The organism is Streptomyces boluensis (assembly GCF_009908195.1).
Lineage (GTDB): Bacteria > Actinomycetota > Actinomycetes > Streptomycetales > Streptomycetaceae > Streptomyces > Streptomyces boluensis.
In genome coordinates this window covers 1-4,853 of sequence record NZ_JAAAHS010000498.1, presented here as the reverse complement: position 1 = coordinate 4,853, position 4,853 = coordinate 1, and the positions used below count along the sequence as shown (strand labels likewise).

At 67.6% G+C, this 4,853-nt stretch carries 4 protein-coding genes; 3 read left to right on the top strand and 1 reads right to left on the bottom strand.

The genetic code is table 11. The annotated features are described in order from the left end of the window. Window positions 1-47 precede the first annotated feature (47 nt). The 3 genes from GUY60_RS34585 (at window position 48) to groL (ending at window position 2,922) form a co-directional block, all read left to right on the top strand. Window positions 48-326: a MoaD/ThiS family protein gene (locus tag GUY60_RS34585; RefSeq protein WP_161705168.1), complete on the top strand. Its 279-nt coding sequence runs from the start codon at window positions 48-50 to the stop codon at window positions 324-326. Between the two features lie 446 nt (window positions 327-772). Then, complete coding sequence (locus tag GUY60_RS34580) at window positions 773-976, top strand: cold-shock protein (protein ID WP_005315736.1); 204 nt, start codon at window positions 773-775, stop codon at window positions 974-976. Between the two features lie 323 nt (window positions 977-1,299). Further along, window positions 1,300-2,922, top strand: coding sequence for a chaperonin GroEL (gene groL / locus GUY60_RS34575; RefSeq protein WP_161705165.1), 1,623 nt, complete (start codon window positions 1,300-1,302; stop codon window positions 2,920-2,922). Between the two features lie 373 nt (window positions 2,923-3,295). Here groL and GUY60_RS34565 read toward each other — a convergent pair whose 3' ends face one another. Continuing rightward, entirely contained in the window at window positions 3,296-4,789 is a 1,494-nt protein-coding gene (locus tag GUY60_RS34565; protein ID WP_161705163.1) for a PTS transporter subunit EIIC, read from the bottom strand. Window positions 4,790-4,853: the final 64 nt, after the last annotated feature.

Genomic DNA, 4,853 nt, shown 5'->3' with positions numbered 1-4,853 from the left:
CAGACCCCGCTCCTCAAACGCCGGAGGGGCTGAATATGGAGAGAGTTATGAGCGTCAACGTCCGCATCCCCACCATCCTGCGCACCTACACCGGCGGCCAGGCCGAGGTCGCTGCCGAGGGTGCGACCCTCGCCGAGGTCATCGCGGACCTGGAGAAGAACCACGCGGGCATCGCCGCGCGCGTCCTGGACGACCAGGGCAAGCTGCGCCGCTTCGTGAACGTGTACGTGAACGACGACGACGTCCGCTTTGAGCAGGGCCTGGAGACGGCCACCCCGGACGGCGTCGGCGTCTCGATCATCCCGGCGGTCGCCGGCGGCTGCTGACCGGCTGCCCCTCCGGCCGGCTGGCCGAATTACGCAGTATTACTTCGGAATTGCCCTCTCCACACAAGCGGAGGGGGCAATTCTGCATGGTTGGCCGCGATACAGTGGGGAATACTGTTCCGCTTTTCGGCCACGCGAGTGCCGGGTGCATATGAGAACTCCCCGGAGTGTTGACGACTTGCCACCGAAGCGGTCAAGCCATTCGCGCGATATGTTCCCTTCGCCCGGCCCGACTTGGCCTGGAACCCGGTGAATTCTCCCTGTTGAGCCGATCGGTCGCGCCCATATTTCTCGTCCGACTGACCTGTTGCAGACGGCAGTTGGGCAGATACATTCAGCGGCGGTCGACGCGTTCCGGCGCACACCTCCACCAGTTGGGGGGTGAGGTCTGACCCGGGTTCGCGAAGTGCGGATCTGTGCAAGGGCCAGTAATAGGGGAGTTAGGCATGGCTCAGGGCACCGTCAAGTGGTTCAACGCGGAGAAGGGGTACGGCTTCATCGCGGTCGACGGTGGTGCGGATGTTTTCGTCCACTACAGCGCGATTCAGATGGACGGCTACCGCACCCTTGAAGAAGGTCAGCGAGTGGAGTTCGAGATCTCGCAGGGCCAGAAGGGTCCGCAGGCGGACATGGTCAAGCTCGCCGTCTGATCCAGGCGCGATCGACCACCGACGCACTCACGCCGAGGGGCCCGCATCCCGAGAGGGATGCGGGCCCCTCGTGCGTGTGCGCGGGCACGGTTCCGCGCGCGCCCGCGCACGCCGTCGAATCCTGGGAGGCGCTTGCACTCGTAGGGGGCGAGTGCTAATCATTGGCGTTAGCACTCTGAAGGTGAGAGTGACAGAACTTGGATCGGGTCGGTGAGGTCCGGGAGCCGCGTGGGGCAAGGAACCACAAGGCTCACAGGCCGTCCGTCGCGGGCACCAGCACGGTCCGTATGCGTTTTTCACCGCGTCCGGGAGGACCACTTCACATGGCCAAGATCATCGCGTTCGACGAGGAGGCACGGCGCGGCCTCGAGCGCGGCATGAACCAGCTCGCCGACGCCGTCAAGGTGACCCTGGGCCCCAAGGGTCGCAACGTCGTCCTCGAGAAGAAGTGGGGCGCCCCCACGATCACCAACGATGGTGTGTCCATCGCCAAGGAGATCGAGCTCGAGGACCCGTACGAGAAGATCGGCGCCGAGCTGGTCAAGGAAGTCGCCAAGAAGACGGACGACGTCGCCGGTGACGGTACGACCACCGCGACCGTTCTCGCCCAGGCGCTCGTCAAGGAGGGCCTGCGCAACGTCGCCGCGGGTGCCAACCCGATGGCCCTGAAGCGCGGTATCGAGAAGGCCGTCGAGGCCGTCTCCGCCGCCCTGCTCGACCAGGCCAAGGAGGTCGAGACCAAGGAGCAGATCGCCTCCACCGCCTCCATCTCCGCCGCCGACTCGCAGATCGGCGAGCTCATCGCCGAGGCGATGGACAAGGTCGGCAAGGAAGGCGTCATCACCGTCGAGGAGTCCCAGACCTTCGGTCTGGAGCTGGAGCTCACCGAGGGTATGCGCTTCGACAAGGGCTACATCTCGGCGTACTTCGCCACCGACATGGAGCGTATGGAGGCCGTCCTCGACGACCCGTACATCCTCATCGCCAACTCGAAGATCGGCTCCGTCAAGGACCTGATCCCGCTCCTCGAGAAGGTCATGCAGTCCGGCAAGCCGCTGCTGATCATCGCCGAGGACGTCGAGGGCGAGGCCCTGTCGACCCTGGTCGTCAACAAGATCAAGGGCACCTTCAAGTCCGTCGCCGTCAAGGCCCCGGGCTTCGGTGACCGTCGCAAGGCGATGCTGAACGACATCGCGATCCTCACCGGCGGCGAGGTGATCTCCGAGGAGGTCGGCCTCAAGCTGGAGAACGCCACCGTCGACCTGCTGGGCCGCGCCCGCAAGGTCGTCATCACCAAGGACGAGACCACCATCGTCGACGGTGCCGGTGACAGCGACCAGGTCAACGGCCGCGTGAACCAGATCCGCGCCGAGATCGAGCAGTCCGACTCGGACTACGACCGCGAGAAGCTCCAGGAGCGCCTCGCGAAGCTCGCCGGCGGCGTGGCGGTCATCAAGGCCGGTGCCGCGACCGAGGTCGAGCTCAAGGAGCGCAAGCACCGCATCGAGGACGCCGTGCGCAACGCCAAGGCGGCCGTCGAAGAGGGCATCGTCGCCGGCGGTGGCGTGGCCCTGCTGCAGGCCTCCGCGGTCTTCGAGAAGCTGGAGCTCGAGGGTGACGAGGCGACCGGCGCCAACGCCGTGAAGCTCGCCCTTGAGGCCCCGCTCAAGCAGATCGCCGTCAACGGTGGTCTCGAGGGTGGCGTCGTCGTGGAGAAGGTGCGCAACCTCCAGGTCGGTCACGGCCTGAACGCTGCCACCGGTGAGTACGTCGACATGATCGCCGAAGGCATCATCGACCCGGCGAAGGTGACCCGCTCTGCCCTGCAGAACGCGTCCTCCATCGCCGCGCTGTTCCTCACCACCGAGGCCGTCATCGCGGACAAGCCCGAGAAGGCCGGCGCGGCCGCTCCGGGCGGCATGCCGGGCGGTGACATGGACTTCTGATCGACCCTTCGGTTGATCAACGTCCTTACCGAGGGCGGCACTTCCCATCCGGGGGGTGCCGCCCTCGGGCGTTGTACGGGGAGGCCGCGCCGCTCAGCGTTCGTAGTGGTAGCGGCAGGCCGCGGATCTTGCGGTCCTGGGGCTGCCACCAGATGTAGTCCGCCCAACTGGACTCGTCTCGGACGAACTTCACTCGGCGAGCTCGCGGACCGTGCCGCCGCCGTTCTCCAGGCGGTCGATGGAGGCCGGCAGGCGCCTGGCGTTCTCGGGGCTGTGCAGCAGGGGGCGGTCTCCTTGAGGGACTCGTACCCGTGAGAAGCCCCTCCCGGTCGTGCCGGAAGGGGCTTCCTGTGGGGTGCGGAGGGGCGTGGGGTCAGATCCGCGCCGGTTCCTTCGGGTGGGTCGCCGGGTCCGGCTCAGGCTCGGCCGCCGCGTCCGCGTCCGCGTTCAGGTCGGCCAGCATCTGCTTGCTGAAGCCGAAGAAGTACGTGGCGAGGTAGCCCACGACGTATCCGACGAGCAGGCCGCCCGCGTAGATCGCGATGGTGCTGCCGAGGCCCTTGTTGCCGTCGAGCAGGGGGAACAGGGCCCAGCCGGACGGGCCGATCGCCGTCGAGCCGACCTTGTCGCCGAGCATCGAGAAGAACCCGACGAACGCGCCGCCCGCCGCGCCGCCCACGCAGGCCGTGATGAAGGGGCGGCCGAGGGGGAGCGAGACGCCGTAGATGAGGGGTTCGCCGACGCCCAGGAAGCCTGCGGGGAGCGCCGACTTGATCGTCGTACGGATGGATGTGTTGTTCTTCAGGTGCTTGAACACCGCGATCGCGCAGCCGACCTGGCCCGCGCCCGCCATCGCCAGGATGGGCAGCAGGACCGTGTAGCCCTGCTGCTCGATCAGGGTGGTGTGGATGGGGATGAGGGCCTGGTGCAGGCCCAGCATCACCAGGGGGAGGAACAGTCCGCCGAGGACCAGGCCCGCGAACGCGCCCGTGTTGTCGAGGAGCCAGTTGGCCGCCGTACCGATCGCGGTGGACACCTCGCCCGCGACGAACATCAGGCCGAAGATCGTGACCAGGCCGGAGATCAGGACGGTGAGGGTGGGGGTGATGAGGACGTCCACCGCCTCGGGCACCCATTTCCGGCACCACTTCTCGATGTACGTCGCGAGGACCGCCGCGCCGAGCGCGCCGAGTACGCCGCCCTGGCCCGGCGAGAGCTTCTGGCCGAACGCCTCGATGTTCGCGACGCCCGGGAACACGATGATCGCCGCGACCGCGCCGCCCAGGATCGGGGTGCCGCCGAACTCCTTCGCCGTGTTGAAGCCGACGAACACCGCGATCAGCGCCATGAAGCCGGAGGCGATGGCGGCCAGGGCCGGGGTGACGGTGGGCAGCCAACCGAGGTTGATCAGGAGGCCGTTGAGGCCCGCGATGATGCCGCAGCCGATCAGGGCCGGGATCAGGGGGACGAAGATGTTGGCGATCCGGCGCAGGAACAGCTTGACCGGCGTCTGGTTCTTCGCCTTGCGGGCCGCCTTCAACTCGGCGCCCTGTGCGGCCAGTTCGTCGGCCGTGAGGGGCTGAGCAGTCGCGGGCTCGGACGCTCGCTCCTCCGCCACCAGCTCCTCGAACTCCGGGGTGACCCGGGCGACCTTTCCGGGGCCGAGCACGATCTGGTACGTCTCGTCGTCGACGACGCCCATCACGTCGGGCAGGGCCTTGAGGGCCTCGTCCTGGACGAGCGTGCGGTCGCGGAGACCGAGGCGGAGCCGGGTCATGCAGTGGGCGACGGAGTCGACGTTGGCCGCGCCGCCGACGAGGGGCAGGATCGCGGCGGCGGTGGCGCGGTTCTTGTTGTCGGTGCTCATGTACGGGCCTTGCTGTGCGGGGAGACCGGGAACGGTGCGGGGTTCAGGTGGTGGTGGGGGAGGC

Excerpts from the sequence above, each read along its gene's own strand:
- GUY60_RS34585 (WP_161705168.1), top strand. The coding sequence starts at position 48 with ATGAGCGTCAACGTCCGCATCCCCACCATCCTGCGCACCTACACCGGC.
- GUY60_RS34580 (WP_005315736.1), top strand. The coding sequence starts at position 773 with ATGGCTCAGGGCACCGTCAAGTGGTTCAACGCGGAGAAGGGGTACGGC.
- groL (WP_161705165.1), top strand. The coding sequence starts at position 1,300 with ATGGCCAAGATCATCGCGTTCGACGAGGAGGCACGGCGCGGCCTCGAG.
- GUY60_RS34565 (WP_161705163.1), bottom strand. The coding sequence starts at position 4,789 with ATGAGCACCGACAACAAGAACCGCGCCACCGCCGCCGCGATCCTGCCC.